The organism is Granulicella mallensis MP5ACTX8 (assembly GCF_000178955.2).
Lineage (GTDB): Bacteria > Acidobacteriota > Terriglobia > Terriglobales > Acidobacteriaceae > Granulicella > Granulicella mallensis.
The window spans coordinates 1,847,507-1,868,606 of the sequence record NC_016631.1 but is presented as its reverse complement, the minus strand read 5'-3'; the positions used below and the strand labels follow the sequence as shown (position 1 = coordinate 1,868,606).

The following is a 21,100-nucleotide window of genomic DNA, read 5'->3' as shown; positions in this document are numbered from 1 at the left end:
CAAAGACAAGAACAAAGGCAAAAGCAGATTCCCTACGGGAATGACAACAAGAAAGGCAAAAGCTCGCTTCCCTTGCTCTTCATCACACTGGAATTGTTAATTTTTAACATAATACCCGCGAAAATCTCTCACAAGGATTATCCTTCTGTTTTGTGGCTTTTCTGTACGAGATCTCCTGTTCGCTCAACGTAAGCGGCGGGGCCTCGCAGATAAGAGGGTCCAGTGGGTAATGTGAATTATTTTCTCCGAGAACAGAACGGCTTTGTTGTATCGACCGACCCCGGCGACCTTGATCCAGAGGCAATCTACGGGTTTCTAACGCAGGCGAAGTGGTGGACGGAATTGACCCAGGAGTCGCTTGACCGCGCCCTGCGCAGCTCCCTCTGCTTTTCGCTGAAAGAAGGCGACCGCCAGATCGGCCTGGCCAGGATCATCACCGACTATGTCACCTATGCCTACCTTTGCGATGTCTTCATCGTGGAAGAGCGGCGGGGGCAGGGCCTGGGATCGTGGCTGGTGCGCTGCGTGCTGGAGCATCCGGAGCTGAAACCGCTCAAACGGATCGCCCTCATCACGCACGATGCCCAGACGTTCTACCTGGGGCTCGACTTTCGCTTCGCCTCGCAGGCGGATAGTTATATGGAGCGGCTTTCGTAGCGGACGGCGCCCATGTAGCTGTAGAGGGTTCTTTTCAAAGCTACCTCTGCATTGTCATCTCGACCGGAGCATGACAGCTTTATGTCATGCGCAGTGGAGAGACCTGCAGTTTGCTCGTGGAGGCAATATCGCCTGCGCAGGCAAGCTGCAGGTCTCTCCACTGCGGCGGCAAAGAACGCCGCCTCCGGTCGAGATGACAAGGTAGGGGTAGGGTTGAAAGGGCCCAAATAGGCCTTATAGTAAGGGCCTATGGAGCGCCCCTAGATGAACTCCTCAGGCTGATTGCTTTTGCAGCTCCACGAGTGCTTTTGCCACACCGGCACCGTAGGCAGGATCAGCCTTGCTGCAGTTCGAGATGTGGCGCTCCTGGACGACCTGCGAGGCGCCAACGATTGCCCGTGCCGTGTTCTCGAACAGCCGCTGCTGCTCCTCCGGCGTGAACAGACGGAACAGAATGCCCGGCTGGGAGAAGTAGTCGTCGTCATCCTCGCGGAAGTCGAACTTCGCGGCCTCACCGTTGATCGCCAGCGGCGGCTCGGAGAAGTCCGGCTGCTCCTGCCATTCGCCATGGCGGTTCGGCTCATAGCTGATCGTTCGTCCTCCGTTGCCGTCGGTCCGCATGGCGCCGTCACGGTGGTAGCTGTGAACCGGGCAACGGGGAGCGTTGACGGGGATGTGATCGTGGTTGACGCCGAGGCGGTAGCGCTGGGCGTCGCCGTAGGAGAAGAGCCGGCCCGCGAGCAGCTTGTCGGGTGAGAACCCGATGCCGGGAATGATATTGGTCGGCGCGAACGCTACCTGCTCGACCTCCGCGAAGAAGTTCTCCGCGTTCCGGTTCAGCTCCATGACACCCACTTCGATCAACGGATAGTCCGCGTGAGGCCAGACCTTGGTGATGTCGAAGGGATGGATGCGATAGGTGTTCGCGTCTTCTTCGGGCATGATCTGGACGTACAGCTTCCAGCGCGGAAAGTCACCCTTCTCGATGGACTCGAACAGGTCGCGCTGATGGCTCTCACGGTCGCGGCCGATCAGGTTCTCCGCCTCGGCATCGGTGAGGTTCTGAATGCCCTGCTGGGTCTTGAAGGTGAACTTCACCCAGAAGCGCTTGTTCTCGGTGTTGATGAAGCTGTAGGTGTGGCTGCCGAAGCCGTGCATGTGCCGCCAGGAGCGAGGGATGCCGCGGTCCGACATCGTGATGGTGACCTGGTGCAGGCTCTCCGGGAGCAGCGACCAGAAGTCCCACTTTGCGTCCGGGTTATGAACGCCGGTGCGCGGGTCGCGCTTGACGACGTGGTTGAGGTCGGGGAACTTCAAGGGGTCGCGAATGAAGAAGACCGGGGTGTTGTTGCCGACGAGATCCCAGTTCCCTTCCTCGGTGTAGAACTTCATCGCAAATCCACGGATGTCGCGCTCGGCATCGGCTGCGCCACGCTCTCCACCTACCGTGGAAAAGCGAGTGAACATGGGAGTCTGCTTGCCGACTTCGGAGAAGATCTTCGCCTTGGTGTACTGGGTGATGTCGTGGGTTACGGTGAAGGTGCCGTAGGCTCCAGCGCCCTTGGCGTGCATGCGCCGCTCGGGAATGACCTCACGGTCGAAGTGCGCCAGCTTCTCGATGAGCCACACATTTTCCATCAAGGCCGGGCCACGTTTGCCGGCGGTTCCGATGTTTTGATTGTTGTCGACGGGGGCTCCAAATTTGGTTGTAAGCTTCTTCATCTGCCTGTATCACCTCGAGAACCAAGATAGGCGGTGATGGTTGGCGGAGGTAGGGTGCGGAGCCTATGGGTCTTATAGGGAGTTGCTTCTATATCAAGCAGTGCGTGGTGAGTATGCTTGTGGGAATTGACGTGAGTTAGTGGGTGAGCTTGGGTGCTCTGCCTTTGCTTTTCTTGTTGTCATTCCGGCCCTGAGCGTAGCCGAAGGGGAGTGAACCTGCTGTCTCCCGTTTTTAAACTATGCTGGCACCAGCCAAACCTCTTGCCTCTACTCGCTATGCGAGTAACCCGAACGAAGAACGGGAGGAAGCAGGTTCACTCCCCTTCGGCTACGCTCAGGGCCGGAATGACAACCAGAAAAGCAAAGGCAAAAGCAGAAGCAGATTCCCTGCGGGAATGACAACAAGAAAAACAAATGCAACCGCAACTGCAAAAGCAAAAAAACAACTGCAACTACTTCTTTTTTTGCACAACCTTGCCCTTCGGGGCTAAGACCGCACCTTTTCACTACTATTGATATGGCGGCTTAGAAGCTCGCCGGTTTTGTGACTCATCCACTTGCTCGACAGGAGATCGCTTATGACAACGCCCGCTCCCAATCTCGTTCCCCCCTTCGATCGCGACACGGCTGCTCAGAAAGTACGGAAAGCCGAGGACGGCTGGAACTCGCGCGACCCGGAAAAGGTCTCCCTGGTCTACACCGTCGATAGCGTCTGGCGTAACCGGGCTGAGTTCGTGAATGGCCGTGAACAGATCGTCGAGTTTCTGCGCAGGAAGTGGAACAAGGAACTCGACTACAGATTGATCAAGGAGCTCTGGGCTTTCGATGGCGACCGCATCGCCGTTCGCTTTGCGTATGAGTGGCATGACGACGCAGGTAACTGGTTCCGCTCCTATGGCAATGAGAACTGGGAGTTCGCTCCGGATGGCCTGATGCATCATCGCTACGCCTGCATCAACGATCTGCCCATCAAGGAATCAGACCGGCTGTTCCACTGGCCGCTCGGCCGTAGGCCGGACGATCATCCCAGCCTGAGCGATCTCGGACTCTAGAGCTAAACACGCAATCGAATTGAATGATCCGCCAGAGAGGCCACTCAGTAGAGATCGCTGAGTGGCCTGTCAGGAAGAGCCATATGGAACTCCATCAGCTCCGTTATTTTTGTTCCGTCGTAAAGAACGGCAGCTTCACGAAAGCCGCCGAAGAAGAAGGCATCGCTCAGCCCTCCCTGTCCCAACAGATCCGTCGGCTCGAAAATTCTGTTGGGGCGGAGTTGTTCGAGCGGCTTGGCCGTTCGGTTCGCCTGACACAGGCCGGCTCTGTCTTTCACCCCTATGCGGAGAACATCCTCCATCAATCCAAGCTGGCAACGGCGCAGGTGAGGCAACTGGAGACAGAGCCCCGTGGGTCGCTTCGCATCGGCGTGATCCCAACGGTGCTTCCCTACCTGGTTGCGCCGCGTCTTCAGGAGTTCACCAGAAGTTATCCCGACATTGAGATCACTCTTGAAGAAGACCTGACCGAGCGGCTTGTCGAGAGGCTGCAGGCGGCCGATCTCGATCTCATCATCGTCAGCCTTCCCCTGAAGCGCGCCGACCTGGTGTGCAGTGAACTACTCCGCGATCCACTGGTGCTGGTTACTCCCAAGGGCCACAAGCTGGTCTCTCAACCGCTGGCCAGCAAGATGGACCTGTCGGGAGAGAAGCTGCTGCTGCTCAAGGAGGGACACTGCTTTCGAGAAGACATGCTGATGGCGTGCAAGCGAGGCAAGACAGAGATGGCGCCGGCCTTCGAGTCCAATCACTTCGGATCGATCTTTCCGCTGGTAGCCGCGGGAGCGGGCGTTACGATTGCGCCTTCGATGGCTGCGGCGCATGCTAAAGATTGTTCGATCGTACCGCTGGCCAAGCCGCAGGCTCGGCGCATCGGATACGCGAGGCTCAAGGGTGGGACGAACTTTAAATCGCTGACGGTATTTACGCAGTGGCTTCGGGAGATTGCTGCGGAGATGAGTAAGTCGGAGCGGTAGTTATATTTTTATTTCTCTGCCTTCAGAAACGTCATCCTGAGCGGAGCGTCCCGGCCCTTGGGGACGCGGAGTCAAAGGACCCCAAGGGTTGTAATCTTGCCTATGCCTCTTTGCACCTTTTCTACCTCAAGCCTTTGCGCCTGGATTTTTGTGCTGGAAAAGGTCCTGACCTCATGGGCAAGATAGAGTCCCTCGGGGTCCTTCGACTGCGTACCTCGCAAAGTGCGCGAGTTACTCCGCTCAGGATGACGATTCTATGGGGACGCGAACGAAAACATATCGGAGCATCCATCTTTCTTGGTTCGTTCTAAATTCAGGGCAGTTACTGATTTAAAGCCAACCGGCTCGCACAATATACGTGCGAGCCGGTCCGGTAAAGATTGAAGATCGAGTTACTTCGCAGCTTCCTCAATGAGGTCCGCCACGGCCTTGGGGTGGGAGATCATGACGACGTGAGAAGCGCCCTTGATGGCAATCGTGTGTTTTGAGTGCGCTCTATCCGCCATAAAGATGCTTGTCTGCTGAGGAATATTCTTGTCCTTATCGCCATAGATAAAGTAAGACGGAATCGTCTTCCAGGCCGGATCGGTAGAGGCTTCACCCAGGGCGGCCGCTGCGATCGGACGCTGCGTCGCAGCCATGACCTTTGTCTCTGGCTCCGGCACGTCGGCCGCAAACTGGTCGTGGAACTTATCCTGCTGGATGTAGAGATCCTTGCCGCCACCGGGAAGATCGACCGGGGGAGCGAGCGTGGGTTCAAGGGTGGCCCCAGGGAACTTGCCTATCAGGCCGCCGACAGTTTCACCGGCTTCCGGAGCCATGGCTGAGACAAAGACCAGCGACTTTACATTGTCCTTGCCGAAGGCGGCTTCACTGATCACAAATCCACCATAAGAGTGGCCAACCAGCACGACGGGCGTCTTGATTCCCGCAATGATGTTCGCGACGTAGTCCGCATCGCTCTTCACTCCGCGCAGTGGGTTAGAGGCCGCGACGACGGTGTAGCCATCCTTCTCAAGGATCTTGACTACGCCATTCCAGCTTGAGTTATCTGCGAAAGCACCATGGACCAGCACGACCGTTGGCTTTGTGGGTTCAGCTGCCTTTGCAAATGAAGCGGAGAGCGAGACGACGGCGACGGCGAGAGCTGCAATAAGTTTTTTCATTTTAGATTTTCCTTTCGAATTCTGTTCATCTGCGTTGATTTCATCCGGACAGGGATATCTCGTGTGATCTCCCGGGGCTGTCCTGAATCGGAGTTAGATCAGAGTTACGGTGACGCCGATGTTGCCGCGCGTCGCCTTGGAATAAGGGCAGTTCTGTTCTGCGAAGTCCACAATCGACTGCGCCACTTCGCGCTCCAAACCAGGCAGGCTCACGTTGAGGCGAGCTTGCAGGAGATACGCGCCTTCGGCGGTGCCGAGGTCCACCTCCGCGTCAACCACCACATCGGACGGCAAGGAGACCTTCATCTTTCCGGCCGCGAGCCTCATAGCTCCGATAAAGCAGGCCGACCAACCGGCTGCGAATAACTGTTCCGGATTGGTGCCAGTGCCTGGAGCCCCGGGGGAGGAAAGCTTGATGTCCAGATGGCCATCCGAGCTGCGAGAGGCACCGTCTCGTCCCCCCGTGGTGTGAGTTTTCGCTGTGTACAGTACTTTCTCGACTTGAGTCATGACGATCTCCTTCTTTCCTTCACTTCATTTAAATCGTGTGCGATTCAATCGACCACGATGTAAATCTACATGCCGGTCCACTCTATGTCAATTGCGATTTGATCGTATGCGATATAAAATTTACAGGGAGTTCACGAGGCCCACTTATGAGCGCGAAGAAGAAGGTTCCTTTTATCGATCCGACCGATCCAGCCAATCCCAAACTCAGCAATTTTCTTTGCTTTGCGGTCTATTCAGCCAACCTTGCGTATGGGAAAGCCTACAAGCCGATTCTCGAAAAACTCGGACTGACCTATACGCAATACATCACGATCGTCGCGCTCTGGGAGGAAGACCACCAGACGGTCAGCAGCCTGGGGGAGAAGCTGTTTCTCGAATCCAATACCCTGACCCCCATCCTCAAAAAACTCGAAGCACTGGGATATCTGCGGCGGCAGAGAGATGCAGAAGACGAACGTCGTGTCTTTGTCAGCTTGACTGACACGGGACGGCGCTTGAGAGAGAAAGGCCTGGGAATGAGCCTCGCCAAGGCTATTGGCCTGACAGCCGAGGAATATCCGCAGGTACAGAAAGCCATCGTCACCCTGCGCAACAATCTCATCAAGGCCGTCGAGGGATATGAATAACAAAGCTGCGCGGTCAAAGCGTGGGACGATTTTAAGGCGGTTTTGTTGTTGCTTTTCTTGTTGTCATTCCGACCCTGAGCGTAGCCGAAGGGGAGGAACCTGCTTCCTCCCGTTTTAGTTCGTGCCAGCACAAGCTAAACCTCTTGCTTCTACCCACCATGCAAGTAATCCGAACGAAGAACGGGAGACAGCAGGTTCCTCCCCTTCGGCTACGCTCAGGGTCGGAATGACAGCAAGAAAAGCAAGAACAACAGCAGATTCCCTGCGGGAATGACAACCAGAAAAGCAACGGCAACGGCAACGACAACAGCAAAAGCGACAGCGATCGCGTCAGATCGTATCAGTGAACGGGATCTGTTCGTACGCCCCATCAGGCGGAACCTGGTAGTAGTTGACCACGGCAGGTTCTACGCCATTGAGTGTCATGATGGCGAAGGCGTTGTTGTAGTCACCGTCCGTGCTCCCGAGGTTCGCAACGGAGTTCCAGGTGGGCAGCGTTGTTACCTGGGCGTTCAGGAGACTGGTATCAGCGAGGTAGTCCTGCTGATTGGTGAAGACCGGCACGGCCGAGGCGCCGACGCAGCGTCCGCGCACTAATCCCAGATACGGATCGTAGAGAGCGAGCGTGTGCTCGTGTCCCCAGAACCAGATGTCGACCTTAGGCAGAACGCTTTGAAAGTTAGCCAGTAGGTTGGGGTTATAGGCTGATGGTTGACCGGCAGCATTGTTCCCCACTGAGATGAACGGCGAGAACAACTGATGGTGCGAGAGCAAGGCGATCCTGCGATTGCCGGCCTGCTGAATTTTGTCGAGGTGCCAATCGGCTTCGTTCCAACCGTTCTTGTTGTACAGGCTGGTCATATTGCTGTTCACGGTAAACGGATCGCAGTCGTTATAACCAGTGTCCATGGCGAGAAGCTGCCAGTAGTCGTTCTGCAGGCAGAAGTAACTGGACTTCTGCCCGATCTGGTCGAGCAGCCAATAGTAACCGTCGCCGCCCGAGTACATGTCGTGATTGCCGCACAGACTGTACAACGGAATGTTACCCAGCACCTGGCGGCAGATCGCAAGGAAGTTATCGTTCGCCTCGCTCTGCGTACCGGCAAAGTAGATGTCGCCGAGGTGCAGCAGGATGTCCGGCTTGAAGGTGGCAACCTGCTGCAGCAGATTCGTTGCCGTCGAGCCACCTGTTCCCCAGTCGCCGATGATCGCGATCTTAGCCTGATCGGGGATCGTAACGACGACGTTCTGGTTGGGCCGATACGGCAGGCTGCCGAGCGAAGCCTTGAAGCCCAGATAGGTTGTCACGCATTCAAACCAGCCGAGCGCATTGCATGGGCTGTCGCGCAACTGTGCCGCATAGATAGCTGAGTTCTGCTGGTTCCCCGTCATCTCGGCCCACAGAAACTTGGCCGTCGTCTCGGCGCAGTCGACCACCAACCCGGCGGTTCCCACGGCTCGTGGCGCGACTGCCGGCAGTGGCGAAGTGATAGCGGCTGGAGCCGGTTGCCCTGCGGAGAGCGGCACGCCGATGAGATGGGCCGGCGCCATCAAATCGTCTTCCGTGGGAGGAGGCGTCGTTGAGACCACTGAGCTTTTCAGGACGTGGGGAGACGCCGCGTCCTGATGCTTGAGCTGGACCGCATGCACAGCCGATTGCCAAAGCGAAAGGATCGGGGATCGATACGTGGCGTACGACTTCGGACTGGACATGAGAGGGCCTCAAAGACAAAAAAGATGATGTTAGGAGGCATGCTACTTCATCTGTGTTTCAGTTTGTTCATCCTCTACAGTTGGAATGAGACAGTAGGGGCCGGTTAGTGGGAACCGCCCGTACTCGCGCAAGTGGTCGCATCCATTGATCGGATGTGGAGAGCAAGCTGCGTCCCCTTCACGAAGGGCTGTGGAGGAGTGATCTCCAGCACTCCATCTTCACCGACCGTTACCGTACGCTCGGTTCCATCGGCGAGTGAGATCGCCGTTGCCTTATGGTCCGCAACCAACGCAACTGTTCCCTGCCCCTCTGTGTGGAACGTGAGATGCGTGCAGCCTGCAGGCAGATACCAGCGCATCTTGTAGAGGGTGGCAGGTGCTTCATAGCCCCTGCCGTTGTAGTTGAAGTACTTCTCAGCTTCCGCACTCGTCAGCTTGAGGGCTCCGTGTGGAGCCCACTGCGGAATATCGTGCTGCACGACGAGACCCTGCGCGGTCGTAAGTTTGATTACGGGCAGATAGCCTGAAAGCTGATCGGGAGTTGCCTTGATGACCAGGTCCTCACCGCGTGTCTCGAATTTTAGCGGGATGTGATTTTGGAGAACGCTCACATTCAGCACGTTCGTCCTGGCTGCGCGAGGCAGGATGATCGGGGCTGTCGCATCTTTCACGAAGAGATAAACGTTATGGTCTTTCACCGTCACATAACCGAAGTCCAGATTCCCGAACGGCGACGACCTTGTACCGTAGATCGCCTCTCCATTCGGTTTCAGCCACGCTCCCACTCCGCGCAAGACCTCTGCCTCATACGGCACAACCGATCCATCGCCCTCCGGGCCGATATTGAGGATGTAGTTCCCTCCACGGCTTACGACCTGGACCAGCTTCAGAATGTTCTCCTGAATTTTTCCGTCGACATTCTCACGCTTCTGCCAGGAGCGGTATCCCCACGTCTCGCCAAAGATCGACGCGGGAGTCTGCCAGGGTTCATCGATGCCATATTCAGGAACCTGGTTATCGCCCATGACGGTGAAATCGCCCTGGTAGTTCCAAACGCGACCGCTCACCATGGCCTGTGGCTGCAGCTTGTGGACCGTCGTCGCAAAGAGATTGCTCTGTTCCGGAGTGGGCTTGCCCATGTCGAACCAGATCTCGCTGATGGGACCGTAGTGACTCAGCAGCTCCCGCAACTGTGCGGCATTGAAACGGGCGTGTTCGTCGCTTAGCGGATTGCTGTTGCCTTCGATGTAGTGATCCAGACCAGGCTGATGCCAGTCGATGGAGGAGTAGTAAACACCGAACGCGAGTCCGCCGCGGCGGCACGCTTCAGAGAGCTCCTTCACAATATCCCGGTGATAGGGCGTCGCGTCGACGATGTTGTATCGCGTCTGTGCCGTCGCAAACATGTTGAAGCCGTCATGGTGCTTGGATGTGATGACGATGTACTTCATCCCCGCGGCCTTAGCCAGGGCGACGATGGCATCCGGGTCCCATTTCGTGGGATTGAAGGTCTGGGCTGCGGCGGCGTATTCCTCCACAGGGATGGGAGCATTCGCCATGATCTGCTCGCTATACCCGTTGTCGATCTGCTTGCCGTGATAGACCCCGCCGAACTCCGAAAACAGCCCGAAGTGGATGAACATGCCGAACTTGCGATCCTGCCACTGAGCAACAGTCGCCTGCGACGGACGTGGCTGCGAGGCGGGCACGGGACGATCTTTTACGGCGCTCTGCGCGGAGGCAAAAGCTGTAATCGCAAGAACAGGGGCTAGCCAGGCAATTTTCATATACGAATCATAGCTTTCCCAGAAGAACAAAGCACGGAAGCCTGATCTTCGACACGCGAGGCACGGGCCTCAAGCCAGCGAGGCATGCTGTATGCCGAAAATCGGTCGTATTCATCTTATATTCACATTTCATGTACAAATAGCAGATGCCTAAAGCTGCCACTTCCATTAAACCTACCGACCGAGCCAAGGTTCTCACTGCCAATCGACAAGCGAAGATGGCTCAATCGGCCCATGCTTATGTTCGTGGGAATACTCTCCATTTTTATGAGTGGTTGAAGAAGCATTCGGCCCGGAGCATCCCGGAGGGGCCACCCGTCTGGATCTGCGGAGATTGCCATGTTGGAAATATTGGGCCTCTGGCCGATTCAGAGGGTCATATCGAGATTCAGATTCGGGACCTCGATCAGACGGTAGTGGGGAATCCAGCCCATGACCTCGTTCGCCTGGCCCTGTCCCTGGCGACTGCGGCGCGGGGCTCGGATCTGCCCGGGGTTACCGTCGTCAAGATGATGGAGCAGATGATCGATGGGTACGAACAGGCGCTCACCACTCCGAAGGCCTCAATGAAGGCGAACGGTGACGGTCTCGAGCCCATCCAGGCCGTACTCAGACAATCGCAGCGGCGGCGCTGGCACCACCTTGCCGAGGAACGCATTGAAGATGTAAAACCTGTGATTCCGCTCGGCAAGCGCTTCTGGGCCCTGGAAGAAAAGGAACGCGCTGGTATTAACGCGCTCTTTGAGGAAGAGGGCGTTGTAAAGAAGATCCTGGAATTTAAAGGACGTAAGCCGAAGACCAAAATTTCAGTCGTGGATGCGGCTTACTGGATGAAGGGATGCAGTTCTTTGGGACGGCTTCGGTATGCAGTTCTGCTGGGGATCGGGAAGAAGAGCGAACGAAGCTATTGCCTCATCGACCTCAAAGAGGCCACGCCAGCGGCAGCGCCTCAAAGCAGGATGAAGGTCCGCAGCAACGCCCAAAGGGTTGTGACCGGAGCGTGTGAGCTCTCACCAAACCTGGGACAGCGCATGCTGGCCGTCAGGCTCGGAGGCAAAGACCTGGTCATGCGGGAGCTGATGCCCCAGGACCTCAAGTTCGACCTGGACCGCCTGACCCAGGAGGAAGCGGTAGCCGCTGCACGTTATCTGGCAGGAGTCGTCGGAAAAGCTCATGGGAGGCAGATGGACGTCAAAGTAAGGTCGTCCTGGCTCGCTAAGTTGAGAAAGCAGCACTCGAAGAGCCTCGATGCGCCAAGCTGGCTCTGGTCCAGCGTTGTCGCCCTCATCGCGGATCATGAGGTGGCGTACCTCGAACATTGCAGGCTCTACGCCACGAATCATTAGGCACGGAGACGGTTCTCCCAATCGACTCTTAGAGAGATTGCTCCTGACGCCTATACGCGAGTCGCATGGTTTGCATCCTTCTAAGTACAAGGAGAACCGACACATGGCACTCAAGGAAGTTTTAATCGATGAACTCCGCGATATGTATAGCGCGGAGAACCAACTGGTAAAGGCTCTGCCGAAGCTCGCCAAGGGAGCGAAGAACCCCAAGTTGAAGCAGCTCTTCGCTGCCCATCTCGAGGAGACCAAGGGCCAGGTAGAGCGGCTGAAGAAGGTCTTCCTTGAGCTAGGGGAAAAGCCGACCGGACAGCACTGCAATGGGATGGAAGGCGTCATTGAAGAAGGAAAAGATGCTTTGGAGAAGGACGAGGAAGGTGCATCGTTCGATTCCGGCCTGATCGGCGCGGCACTGCGAACCGAGCACTATGAGATCGCCGGTTACGAAGCCTGCATCTCCATGGCGACCACCTTAGGCCTGGCCAAGGTTGCCAAGCTTCTGAACTCCAATCTGAAAGAAGAGCTGAACGCTGCGAAGAAGATCACGGCAGCAGGCGGCCCGATTATGAAACAGAGCGCCAGCGAGCCGGAAGAGCCAAAGAAGCCGAAGACAGGCAAAGAGAAGTATTCGGCGAAGAAGAGCAAAGAGGACGAAGCAAAGGCCGCACCCGACCTCAACTAGTTGTAGTAACGAATCGAAGATCATCCCGCGAAGCCCCTGCTACGGCAGGGGCTTCGCTTTGCAGCCATGACAATGAAAGACGTTGCGGCAACGGCACCTGCGACCTTTGGGTTTACCCCTGAGGGTGCGGAAGGAACACCAGTGGCTCCCATGTAGTCTGTCCAATTTCAATTCCCTTGTAACCAAACCGACTAGAAGGTTGTCTACCTAGACATGCACGGTGAAATGGCCGATCGAATCGTCAAAACAGCACACGATCTAATTGCTGAGTGCGGATACTCAGCCTTTAGCTATGCTGATATCGCCAAAAGTGTGGTATTCCGAAAGCCAAGCATCCATCTCAAAACTTTATCGCCCTGGTTCATGGAGCAATGATCTCCGCGCGTGTCTATGGCAACTGCGCGGTATACCAGGACGTTATGCGGAGCAGCCTAAACAGACTTTCAACTCCGAAGTAGAGTGGATCGCCGACAGTTCAGGGGTTCTCGCTTTCCCCGAAACTACCTACTAGACGGTAGGAATAGAGAAAAGGATACACACCATGCGCACAGTAAAACAACGCGTAAAGCAGGCAGCGGCTATCACAGCAATGATCGCTTACGGGACGACTCTCGTTTCATGTTCCTCTCCGGCGCAAAGCCAGGAGCGAGCAAGCATCCCCAATGTCGTCATCGTTCATGGCGCGCTTGTCGATGGTTCAGGATGGAAGGGCGTCTACGAATTGCTGGTCAAAGACGGATTCAAGGTAACGATCGTGCAGGAACCGCAAACATCCTTTGCCGACGACGTTGCAGCGACCCAACGCGTTCTCGATCTGCAGAGCGGATCTGTAGTTCTCGTGGGGCAGAGCTATGGAGGATCTGTCATCACGCAGGCAGGAACGGATGCTAAGGTGAAGGCGCTCGTGTATGTCTCCGCCACAGCTCCTGAAGTAGGTGAGAATACAGCGCAGCTGGTTATGTCTATTCCTCCTGCAAGCAATAATATTCATCCGACCGCAGATGGCTTCCTCTTCGAAGATCCGGCCGACTTTTCGGAAGATTTTGCGGCGGACGTACCCAGGTCAGTGACTGAGTTTATGGCTCATTCCCAGGTACCCGTCTCCGGGGCAGCTTTTATGACGCCTGTCACTGCGGCAGCCTGGCATACCAAACCAAGCTATGGCGTAATCCCGACGGAAGATCGCATTATCAACCCAGACGAAGAACGCAATATGTACCAGCGCGCAGGAGCGAAGGTGACAGAAGTTAAAGGCGCGAGCCACAGTGTCTTCGTATCCCAGCCCCAAATCGTTGCGAACGTCATTGAAGAGGCAGCTCGTGAGGCCAGATAGCTCTCAACCTATCGAAGACGATGCTCACAGGACGTCCTCAATGTAGCGAGGTGGGAAGCGGAGGAGACAGGACAGTTTTGTTGTCCTGTCTCCCCGCTTCATCAGGACGCATTCTGTTGAATGCCGGGAAACGTTCCAGGTCCTGAATACCAATTGTTGCGGCCGTAGATGATCTGCTGCCGGAATAGAAGATAACGATCTAAGACGATCAAACTGCCTCAAGAAAGTGCCTGGGCCACTGCCTCGATTGCCGCGCCGTTTCGCAAGGCTATCGTCTCCAATATCGTGAAGTGGTTATAGCCGGGCGTTGTGACTTCCTCGACCAACTCGCCGCGCGCTCGCAGGGAGGAGGCGTAATCTGCGGTCTGGCGCCTCAACTCAGGCAATTCGGCGCTCCCAACGGTTAACAGGGTACGAACTCCAGTGCTGGCGTGTCGTTCCGGACTGTAGACCTCTACCTCGGCGGGAGTGAGATCGAGCTTCTCGTTCAGATAGGAGAGCCGGATCGGTTCAAGATCATACAGTCCGCTGATGCCCATGATGAGCGAGACGGCGGGATGAGACCGATGGCAAGCCGCCAGATGGCCGCCGGCGGAATGGCCCACAAGACAGAGACGCGCGGGATCGGCTCTCCATTCGTCGAGATGAGTCGCCAGGAAATCGATCGCCCGGCCAATCTCGCTGACGATCGTGCCAATACGCGCCTCGGGCGCGAGTGTGTATTCGATAAGTGCCACATTGAAGCCGTGTGAGAGCGGGCCGGCAGCGATATGGGCAAACTTCTCCTTGGACAAGCTTTGCCAATAACCGCCGTGGATGTATGCGATGGTCGGCGCGCCAGCGTGAGGACCGGGAATCCAGTCAATTCGGTGATTCGCGCCCTCTCCATAGGCCAGGTCTCGCTTGATCCCGTTACGGCCATAGATCACAGCGCTGCGACGACCGAAATCGGCCATCACTTCGGCTACATCGGGAACTGCGGCGGTGTTGTTGTAGGCACGGTCAAGCGCCTCTCGATTCATTCCCCGATAGCTATCCATGTAATCTCCTCGTCCGTTCGCTTTGGCTGCCAGATCGTCCAGCTGCTCAAAACCGTAAGTCTCCGGTATCTATTGCCTCTCCGACGAATGGATGGCATCAGCGCCCTCCAACCCAAAGAGATATGCAGAACCTTTACCGATCAAGCTACGGACGATATCGAGACGCCTGCTCTGATCGTAGAGATTTCCATTCCCGTCTAGTAACCAATTACTTAACATTCATCAGGTTACGTAAGAGTATGAAAATCTATTTCATTTCAAACTTATAAGAATTATTTCATAAAATAGACACCATTAAATAATCATTTTACTGGTGTCGTAAATCTACTCCAATATGTTCGGGATTCAACTTCCCGGGCCAAGGAGAGCAACAGAATGCGAGCTGTCGTCTTAGAGGGATTCGGTGGGCTGGAGAGTCTGGTTATCAAGGAAATGCCAAAGCCGGAAGCACGGCCAGGTGAAGTTTTGATTGCAGTGCGTGCTTTCGGTCTGAATCATGCGGAAACACACATGCGCAAGGGTGAGTGGGCAGAATCAATGCCTATCATTGGTATCGAGTGCGTAGGCGAGGTGGTCTCTGCCCCAGGCGGGGAGTTCAATCCCGGGGATAAAGTGGCCGCGTTTATGGGAGGCCTCGGCAGGACGATCAACGGTAGCTATGCAGAGTTCACCGTTGCACCGGTGACAAATGTGATCAAGATCAACACGACTCTGCCATGGGAGGAATTCGCTGCATTACCCGAGTCCTACGCCACAGCCTGGATCGCACTCAAGGCCAACCTCGACATTCAGCCAGGCCAAACGCTACTACTTCGGGGAGCCACCTCGGCGCTTGGACAAGCTGCGCTGAACATCGCGGTGGATGCCGGTGCGAATGTCATTGCAACGACCCGTAGCGAGGCAAAATTCGGCAAGCTGCTTGAAATGGGAGCCAAACGCTGCGAGCTGGAAGGACCCGATCTATCGAAGAGACTGAATGACGGGAAGCAGGTGGATTCCGTGCTGGATCTTATCGGAAACAGCACTCTTCTCGACTCCGTCGCCATTCCTCATCGCCATGGACGGGTTTGTCTGATTGGTTGGCTAGGCGGTCTTGCGCCAATTCCAGATTTCAATCCCCTGCTCCAAATGGCAAGTGGAATCCATTTCAGCCTGTTTGTCAGCGTGGCCCTAGGGACACCGGAGTTTCCTGTCTCTGAATATCACCTTCAGGAGATCGTGGAGAAGGTCGAGAAAGGCATCTACAAGGCGAAGCCAGCGGCAGTGTTCTCATTCGATCAGATTCGTGAGGCGCAGGCTCTCATGGAGTCGAATAAGGCCAACGGAAAGATCGTCGTGAAGTTGTAGCGTTGTCGGTACCATGTTTGTTCGGTGCACACGACCGAGAGCTTCAACTCGGGTCGTGTGCACGGACAAGCTCGAATATCGCAGGCACCCAAATAGCTTTCTTCGCCCGATCTATTCCCAACTCGTTGTTACATCTAATAAACAAGCAGCAAGTTCTCACGCTCTACCAGTCGCTACGTTACGCTGAAAGGGAACGTTGCAGATGCAAAAGCTCTATGGTTGAACGTACTTCCAAGAAGATCGAACAAGTTGAGAAGCCTGGTGTTTTTCTCGCCAGCCACGCGGCGCTGGATTTATTAAATACCGAATGGCCCACAGCGGCTGGCACAGAGGACTTCTTTGAAACGGATGGGGATGTCTTCAGTTGGCTACGGCAGACTGGACTTGCACCTGTTGGGGTTACAGAAGTTCGTCCCTCCGGTTCTCTGGTGCGGGCCGCTCATGCGCTACGGTCGGTGATTCGTATTCTGATTGAAGCTCGCAAAGCGGGTAAACGACCTGATCTATCAGACCTGAATGCTTTCCTGGCTGCCGCTCAAAGTCATCCGCAACTCATTTGGTCGAAAGCCAGGACAATTGAAATACAGACCTCCCGTTCTACTGACACGGCCGAGCAGGTACTGGCACCGATTGCAGTGAAGGCTGCTGAGCTTTTGGCAAACGGCGATTTCGAACGTGTCCGCCGTTGCGATTCTGAGACTTGCGTTCATTGGTTCTACGACCTCACCCGACCCGGCCGCAGGCGCTGGTGCAGTATGGCGACCTGCGGGAATCGGTTGAAGGTCAAAGAGTATCGTCGAAGACTGAATTCCGACTAAGGTCCACGGCCAGGACGGCTGTCCGGCCGTGGACTGTGCAGTATCCGACCGGACTCCGCGTCGGATTCACCCATTCGTCAGACACGAACGAATGGGTGCGAATCATCGAGCTATCGGCTGCGCGTCAGAATCGCCTGGCCAAAGTGGTAAGCGAGATGCGAAGTTCTGGTTAGCAGGATGGAGTACCGGTTTCGATGCGGTTCGCGCGCGAAATCCTGATCTGAGATGGCGGTGTGTTTGTCCAGCCAGTCCGAGGCGGACAATTTACCAAACCCGAGCCAGAGGGCATCGTTCATCTCGTTCCAAATGCTCGTCAGTTCCGCACCGGAAAGAGTCTGAGCCAGAGCGCGATCGGGATTCGAAATGAACATAACGTCAAGTTCGGGATGAAGCCGCTCACTGAATCCGAGCAGCGGAATCAGCGCATCACTGACCGCAGCAAGGTGTCCCCATAAGTACACGAGCCTGTTTCTCCCTGGGGCGACTTCGTGGAGCAGCTGCTCCTCAGAGAGACTGGAGAAAAATTTCCCAGTTCGGTCTACGTTTAACTTCCAGGCGCGAAGCGCCATATCTACAAAAGCATCTTCTGTGCTCAATGCTCTACAACTCCTTTGAGATGAACAACGCTGAAGAAGAGAGTGCGTCCGCGCTGGGACGCACCCCCACGGGACAGATGAATTAAATTTGAGCGGCTCCGCCGTCCACGAAGAGCTCGATACCGGTGATAAAGCTGGCGTCGTCGGAGGCGAGAAATGTGACCGCCTTACCGATTTCAGAGGGTTGACCAATGCGACCGAGCGGCACTGTTGACGCAAGATGGGCGAACAATCCCTTGCGTTGCTCTGCATCCGGAGCGAGCCCACCGAGTCCGGGGGTCTCAATCGGCCCAGGGCTGACGGCGTTAACGCGGATTTTGCGGTCCTTTAAATCGACGGTCCAGGTGCGAGCAAAGGAGCGGACAGCCGCTTTACTCGCGGAGTACACGCTGAATGCTCCCGTGCCTTTGATCGAAGTGATAGAGGCATTGAGGATGATGGAGCCCCCGTCGGGCATCAACGGCAACGCCTTTTGAACGGTGAAGACCAAGCCTCTTACGTTTGCATTGAAGATCCTGTCGAAGTGCTCTTCGGAGATCGCACCCAGGGGAGCAAAATCGCCGCCACCTGCATTTGCGAAGACGATATCGACACGTCCCTTTTGTTGTTTGATCTGAGCATAGACCTTATCCAAATCGCTCAGTGAGGACGAGTCGGCTTGAATGCCGGTGACGTTTGCCCCAATGGCCTTCACCGCGATATCGAGCTCCGACTGGCGCCGGCCTGTGATGAAGACGTATGCGCCCTCCAAAACCAGCTGCTGAGCGGCTGCGAGGCCAATGCCTGCACTTCCACCTGTGACGATTGCGATCTTACCTTCAAGCTTCTTTGACATCACTCTCTCCTGTTTATATTTGTACTGATCGTTCTAAAAAATAGATGTAGGGCTGCAGGAAAGGTTTCAGATATTTTGGACTGTTCGGTTAATATCTACATCTAATATTCTGTGAGCATGACTGAGACAGCAACGGCAAAGTTGGGTCGCCCTCGCGCTTTCTGCGAAGAGACTGCGCTGGAGGCGGCTATGCGCGTCTTTTGGGAGAAGGGGTACGAAGGGGCTTCCCTTGCGGACCTGACGGAGGCAATGGGGATCAATCGCGCGAGCCTGTACTCAAGCTTTGGCGATAAAGAGGCGCTGTTTCGTCAAGCGCTTGCCCGGTATGGAGAAGGACCGGCCTCCTATGTAAAGACGGCGCTGCAAGAGCCGACCGCTCGAAGAGTCGTCGAGGCACTGCTCAAGGGGGTAGTCGATCTTCTGGGGAACCCGAAGAATCCTCGCGGCTGTCTATCGACACAAGGAGCGCTTGCAACAGGGCTCGGTGCAGAGCCCATTAAGAATGTACTGATCGAATGGCGCAAAGGTGCTGAGGTAGAGATGCAGAAGCGATTCAAGCGGGCAAGGACAGAAGGGGATCTGCCGGAAGACGTGAACGCCGGAGATCTCACTCGATATCTGTCCTCTGTCATCTACGGTCTTGGAATTATGGCTGCCAATGGCGATACCAAAGCCGACCTGAACCGCGTAGTCGACATGACCCTGCGGACGTTGCCGCTCGCGTAGTCGACATGACCCTGCGGACGTTGCCGCTGTAGCTACCCGCTGGAGGATCTGTACGGTAGGCGGATGACCGGGCGAAGGAAAATTCTTGTCTTTCTTGATTGTGCATGGTAATTCTTGTTTGTGCACGTTTCGTTAGGGACAACAAGAAAAGACGAGATCGAAAGCCGGCTGCAGAGTGGCCTGTCAGTCAATGCCACTGCTCTTGCAAGGGAGTTCCTGGTGTCTGAGGACGCCATCCGTCGAGATCTGCGAGCGTTAGCTGCCGAGGGCAAGTGCAAACGGGTTTACGGGGGCGGGCTTCCGATATCGCCGGAAGGCGTTCCGCTTGAACAAAGACTCCTGAACGATTCGAAAGAGAAGCGCGCTTTAGCTTTGGCCGCCCTCCCCTTACTCTCTGAAGCATCGACGGTGTTCCTCGACAGCGGCAGTACCAACCTGGCCCTGGCCAGAGAGATGCCGCCCGATCGCTCTCTTACCATCGCCACAAATTCGATCTCCATCGCAAGTGCCCTCCTCGATCGGAAGAATTTCAAAGTCATCGTCCTGGGAGGAGAGATCGACCGTGAAACCGGAGCGGCGATCGGGCTCTCTGCGATCCGTGAAGCAGAACGATTGAGCTTTGATCTGTGTTTCCTCGGAACCTGCGCCGTGTCCATGTCTCTGGGAATTGGCGCGTTCCTGCTGGCGGACGCCGAATTTAAACGCACACTCCTGGCAAGAAGTAATCGCACCGCGGCGCTGGTCACGATGGACAAAGTTGAGACTCGCGCACCGTTTCAGGTGGCCGCACTCGCAGTCCTTGACCATATTGTTCTTGAGAACGGTACGTCTGAAGAGATCGTTTCGACCTTTTCCAATGCCGGCCCCAAAGTAATCCTTGCGCAATCCCAGGTTGCGTCTCGTTCAGCACAACTGAGAGCGGGGATTTCATGACAGCGGATGTGAATCAATCACGCGCGAAGCTGGCGACCAGGCTGGCGTTTGTCGCCGCAGGGTTCGGTGTAGCTTGCTGGGCACCCTTAGTGCCTTTTGCCAAGACCCGCTGCCATCTCGGCGACGGCACGATGGGGCTGGTCCTGCTTCTCCTGGGCGCCGGTTCCATTGTGGCGATGCCGCTCGCGGCGAATCTGAGCGGGCGCTTCAGCAGCAAGCCGATCGTACTTACGGGCGGCTTGGGACTGGCGGTCACATTGCCGCTCCTGAGTATCGTCTCGTCGCCGATCGCACTTGGAGTTGCGCTGTTCGCCTTCGGGGCGTTTCTGGGATCGCTGGATGTTGCAATGAACCTGCACGCCGTAGATGTTGAGCACGCCTCTGAGAAGCCGTTGATGTCTGGATTTCACGCACTCTTCAGCATTGGGGGCTTTCTGGGTTCGGGGACCGTGACAGCTCTTCTTTCTCGAGGAATCGCACCCAGCTCAAGTACCCTTCTTAGCTCCGCGATTCTTGTCGCACTGATTCTTGTGGCCCTTCCGCGCATGCTCTCGAATCGAGAGGGGACGAAACAACCTCTTTTTGCGATTCCGAAAGGTATCGTGCTCGTCATCGCTATCTTCGCGGCTATCTCATTCTTGGTTGAGGGGGCTCTGCTCGATTGGAGTGCGCTCCTGCTCGTCGGCGAACACCTCGTCTCTGCTGCGCACGGGGGGCTGGGGTACATGCTTTTCTCCATCGCGATGACGTTCAGCCGTTTCGTCGGCGATGGCATCGTGGCGCGATTCGGGAACCGAATCGTGCTGACACTTGGCGGGGTGACAGCGCTTCTCGGATTGTGCGGCCTCCTCCTCGCACCCGTTGCATGGATCGGACTTGTCAGTTTCGTCTTTGTGGGCCTTGGAGCCGCAAACATCGTGCCTATCTTGTTCAGACTCGCGGGCACGCAACACACCATGCCTAAGGGATTAGCCGTTGCTGCCCTCACCACGGCGGGTTACGCGGGCATGCTGACAGGGCCGGCTGTCATTGGCTTCCTGTCCAAGGGGATCGGCTTGCACAATGCATTCTGGTTTCTGGCCGCCCTGCTAGCGTGTGTGCCGATCTTCTGCAAATATGTGACGGTCGAAGATCCTCATTGAACCAAGTGGTAGTCCACCCCGCCAATGAGCAACGAAAGAAAGCCTGTACTGACTGGTCTGAGTAAGCATCTGAAAAGCTCGCTAAATCATTAACA

20 protein-coding genes are annotated in these 21,100 nt (G+C 55.9%); 12 read left to right on the top strand and 8 right to left on the bottom strand.

The window, feature by feature from the left end:
* The first annotated feature begins 231 nt into the window (after positions 1-231).
* The gene (locus ACIX8_RS07955; protein WP_223295483.1) at positions 232-657 is read left to right on the top strand and encodes a GNAT family N-acetyltransferase; all 426 of its coding nucleotides are present in this window, start codon (positions 232-234) and stop codon (positions 655-657) included.
* Positions 658-930: 273 nt separating this feature from the next.
* Here ACIX8_RS07955 and ACIX8_RS07950 read toward each other — a convergent pair whose 3' ends face one another.
* Positions 931-2,379 (bottom strand): catalase, encoded by a 1,449-nt coding sequence (locus ACIX8_RS07950; RefSeq protein WP_014264821.1) that lies wholly within the window; start codon positions 2,377-2,379, stop codon positions 931-933.
* Positions 2,380-2,957: 578 nt separating this feature from the next.
* Here ACIX8_RS07950 and ACIX8_RS07945 point away from each other — a divergent pair.
* Both ACIX8_RS07945 and ACIX8_RS07940 read left to right on the top strand, forming a co-directional pair.
* A complete protein-coding gene (locus tag ACIX8_RS07945) occupies positions 2,958-3,431 on the top strand; it encodes a nuclear transport factor 2 family protein (RefSeq protein WP_014264820.1) in 474 nt (157 codons plus the stop codon).
* Positions 3,432-3,514: 83 nt separating this feature from the next.
* Complete coding sequence (locus ACIX8_RS07940) at positions 3,515-4,408, top strand: LysR family transcriptional regulator (protein WP_014264819.1); 894 nt, start codon at positions 3,515-3,517, stop codon at positions 4,406-4,408.
* Between the two features lie 392 nt (positions 4,409-4,800).
* Here ACIX8_RS07940 and ACIX8_RS07935 read toward each other — a convergent pair whose 3' ends face one another.
* Together ACIX8_RS07935 and ACIX8_RS07930 are read right to left on the bottom strand one after the other, a co-directional pair.
* On the bottom strand, positions 4,801-5,574 hold the full coding sequence (locus ACIX8_RS07935; RefSeq protein WP_014264818.1) for an alpha/beta fold hydrolase: 774 nt from the start codon (positions 5,572-5,574) through the stop codon (positions 4,801-4,803).
* Between the two features lie 93 nt (positions 5,575-5,667).
* Positions 5,668-6,084, bottom strand: coding sequence for an organic hydroperoxide resistance protein (locus ACIX8_RS07930; RefSeq protein ID WP_014264817.1), 417 nt, complete (start codon positions 6,082-6,084; stop codon positions 5,668-5,670).
* A 146-nt stretch (positions 6,085-6,230) separates the two neighbouring features.
* Between ACIX8_RS07930 and ACIX8_RS07925 the strand changes: the two genes are divergently transcribed.
* Positions 6,231-6,710 carry a MarR family winged helix-turn-helix transcriptional regulator gene (locus ACIX8_RS07925; RefSeq protein WP_014264816.1) on the top strand — a complete coding sequence of 160 codons (480 nt, stop codon included), beginning with the start codon at positions 6,231-6,233 and terminating at the stop codon, positions 6,708-6,710.
* A gap of 330 nt (positions 6,711-7,040) precedes the next feature.
* On the opposite strand, the gene ACIX8_RS24445 is transcribed toward ACIX8_RS07925, so the two are convergent.
* Both ACIX8_RS24445 and ACIX8_RS07915 read right to left on the bottom strand, forming a co-directional pair.
* Complete coding sequence (locus ACIX8_RS24445) at positions 7,041-8,423, bottom strand: metallophosphoesterase family protein (RefSeq protein ID WP_014264815.1); 1,383 nt, start codon at positions 8,421-8,423, stop codon at positions 7,041-7,043.
* A 104-nt stretch (positions 8,424-8,527) separates the two neighbouring features.
* Positions 8,528-10,210, bottom strand: a complete 1,683-nt coding sequence (locus ACIX8_RS07915) for an alpha-L-fucosidase (RefSeq protein ID WP_014264814.1) — start codon at positions 10,208-10,210, stop codon at positions 8,528-8,530.
* Between the two features lie 146 nt (positions 10,211-10,356).
* Here ACIX8_RS07915 and ACIX8_RS07910 point away from each other — a divergent pair, with 146 nt between their 5' ends.
* The 3 genes from ACIX8_RS07910 to ACIX8_RS07900 all read left to right on the top strand — a co-directional run bounded on the left by ACIX8_RS07910 (position 10,357) and on the right by ACIX8_RS07900 (position 13,568).
* Positions 10,357-11,556: a DUF2252 family protein gene (locus tag ACIX8_RS07910; RefSeq protein ID WP_014264813.1), complete on the top strand. Its 1,200-nt coding sequence runs from the start codon at positions 10,357-10,359 to the stop codon at positions 11,554-11,556.
* A gap of 103 nt (positions 11,557-11,659) precedes the next feature.
* Positions 11,660-12,235 carry a YciE/YciF ferroxidase family protein gene (locus tag ACIX8_RS07905; RefSeq protein WP_014264812.1) on the top strand — a complete coding sequence of 192 codons (576 nt, stop codon included), beginning with the start codon at positions 11,660-11,662 and terminating at the stop codon, positions 12,233-12,235.
* Positions 12,236-12,776: 541 nt separating this feature from the next.
* Positions 12,777-13,568 carry an alpha/beta fold hydrolase gene (locus tag ACIX8_RS07900; protein WP_014264811.1) on the top strand — a complete coding sequence of 264 codons (792 nt, stop codon included), beginning with the start codon at positions 12,777-12,779 and terminating at the stop codon, positions 13,566-13,568.
* Between the two features lie 218 nt (positions 13,569-13,786).
* Here the strand turns inward: ACIX8_RS07900 and ACIX8_RS07895 are convergent, their stop codons facing one another.
* Positions 13,787-14,608, bottom strand: coding sequence for an alpha/beta hydrolase (locus tag ACIX8_RS07895; protein ID WP_014264810.1), 822 nt, complete (start codon positions 14,606-14,608; stop codon positions 13,787-13,789).
* Between the two features lie 375 nt (positions 14,609-14,983).
* On the opposite strand from ACIX8_RS07895, the gene ACIX8_RS07890 reads away from it, so the two are divergent.
* The gene (locus tag ACIX8_RS07890; protein WP_014264809.1) at positions 14,984-15,955 is read left to right on the top strand and encodes an alcohol dehydrogenase catalytic domain-containing protein; all 972 of its coding nucleotides are present in this window, start codon (positions 14,984-14,986) and stop codon (positions 15,953-15,955) included.
* 215 nt (positions 15,956-16,170) lie between these two features.
* Complete coding sequence (locus ACIX8_RS07885) at positions 16,171-16,773, top strand: CGNR zinc finger domain-containing protein (RefSeq protein ID WP_044176364.1); 603 nt, start codon at positions 16,171-16,173, stop codon at positions 16,771-16,773.
* Positions 16,774-16,883: 110 nt separating this feature from the next.
* Here the strand turns inward: ACIX8_RS07885 and ACIX8_RS07880 are convergent, their stop codons facing one another.
* Positions 16,884-17,369: a DinB family protein gene (locus tag ACIX8_RS07880; protein WP_014264807.1), complete on the bottom strand. Its 486-nt coding sequence runs from the start codon at positions 17,367-17,369 to the stop codon at positions 16,884-16,886.
* Positions 17,370-17,451: 82 nt separating this feature from the next.
* The gene (locus ACIX8_RS07875; protein ID WP_014264806.1) at positions 17,452-18,204 is read right to left on the bottom strand and encodes a glucose 1-dehydrogenase; all 753 of its coding nucleotides are present in this window, start codon (positions 18,202-18,204) and stop codon (positions 17,452-17,454) included.
* A gap of 189 nt (positions 18,205-18,393) precedes the next feature.
* On the opposite strand from ACIX8_RS07875, the gene ACIX8_RS07870 reads away from it, so the two are divergent.
* The 3 genes from ACIX8_RS07870 (at position 18,394) to ACIX8_RS07860 (ending at position 21,005) form a co-directional block, all read left to right on the top strand.
* Positions 18,394-18,930, top strand: a complete 537-nt coding sequence (locus ACIX8_RS07870) for a TetR/AcrR family transcriptional regulator (protein ID WP_263053394.1) — start codon at positions 18,394-18,396, stop codon at positions 18,928-18,930.
* A gap of 120 nt (positions 18,931-19,050) precedes the next feature.
* Positions 19,051-19,863 (top strand): DeoR/GlpR family DNA-binding transcription regulator, encoded by an 813-nt coding sequence (locus ACIX8_RS07865; RefSeq protein WP_014264804.1) that lies wholly within the window; start codon positions 19,051-19,053, stop codon positions 19,861-19,863.
* Positions 19,864-19,871: 8 nt separating this feature from the next.
* On the top strand, positions 19,872-21,005 hold the full coding sequence (locus tag ACIX8_RS07860; protein WP_223295481.1) for an MFS transporter: 1,134 nt from the start codon (positions 19,872-19,874) through the stop codon (positions 21,003-21,005).
* Positions 21,006-21,100 lie beyond the last annotated feature (95 nt).